Here is a 1,221-nt window from a genome sequence, read left to right on the forward strand (position 1 = left end):
GCGTTCAGGGCCTCGATCTCGGCGGGGCCGGCGTTGAAGACCTGGGTCTTGATCTGGGTGGCGCCCAACTCCTTCTGGAGGAGGCCTTCCTGGAGACCGACCAGCGGGGTGCCGTGGGTGAGGTTGGCGAAGTAGCCGATCTTCACCGTGTCCGCCGACAGCTTCACCGCGGAACCCCCGGCGGTGGCCACGGTGTCGGCCTTGGCATCGGACGACTTGTCCGCCTTGGAGCCGTAGCCGCAGGCCGACAGCAGGGCCACCGCGGTCAGGCCGGCCGCGGCGGCAGCGGCGGAGCGTCTGATCCGTCCGGCGTTGGGGCGGGTGGGCGTATGCAGGGTGGGGCTGTGCGAGGGAGCAGGGTTCTGTGCCATGGTGGAGTCCTGTTCGCAGACGGACCGCCAGGAGACGGTCTCGGGACATGGCGGTCACCCTTTGGGGCGACCGAGGATCGCAACTCAGCTCTGTCGGCCCGCACATCGGGTCAGGCCGCCCTGGCCGCTGCCGAGGACGCCGCTGCCGATGCGGCCGCCTTCCTTGTCCATGCCCGAGAACGCCTCGGTGGGCATCAGACCCACTCCTCCTCGTCGGTTGTGTCGGTGGTGGGGATGGTGGTGAAGGCCTCGCCTGCCATGCCGGCGGTGAGGGTGGTGCCGTCGGCCGGGTCGATCAGGAGGAAGGATCCGGTGCGGCGGTTGTCGGTGTAGGCGTCGAGCGCGAGTGGTTCGGCGGTGCGCAGGACGATGTGGCCGATGTCGTTGACGTTCAACCCGTCGGTGCCGGAGCGCTGTTGGAGTGTGTCGATGTCGATGCGGTAGGTGATCTCCTTGACCAGGGCCCGGACGGTGCGGGTGGTGTGTTTGAGGAGGACCTTGTCGCCGGCGCGCAGGGGGCGTTCGTTGAGGTGGCTGACGGTGGCTTCGATGTCCTTGGTCGGGACGGGCGCCTGTCCTGCGGTGATGAGGTCGCCGCGGGAGATGTCGAGGTCGTCGGTGAGGCGGACGGTGACGGACTGGGGGGCCCAGGCGATGTCGGTTGCGCGGCCGAGGGCGTCGATGGCGGCGACGGTGGTGGTGTGGCCGGAGGGCAGGACGGTGACGGGGTCGCCGACGCGTAGGACGCCGGAGGCGAGCTGTCCGGCGTAGCCGCGGTAGTCGGGGTGCTCGGCGGTCTGGGGGCGGATGACGTACTGGACGGGGAAGCGGGCGGGTTCGGCGCTGGGGT

The 1,221-nt window shown here is 70.0% G+C and carries 2 pseudogenes; both read right to left on the reverse strand.

Annotated elements, in window-relative coordinates:
* A pseudogene (locus ABZW03_RS40990) lies at positions 1-371 on the reverse strand (hypothetical protein); the annotation flags it as partial.
* A gap of 194 nt (positions 372-565) precedes the next feature.
* A pseudogene (locus ABZW03_RS40995) lies at positions 566-1,221 on the reverse strand (hypothetical protein); the annotation flags it as partial.

This window comes from Kitasatospora sp. NPDC004799, assembly GCF_040609095.1.
Lineage (GTDB): Bacteria > Actinomycetota > Actinomycetes > Streptomycetales > Streptomycetaceae > Kitasatospora.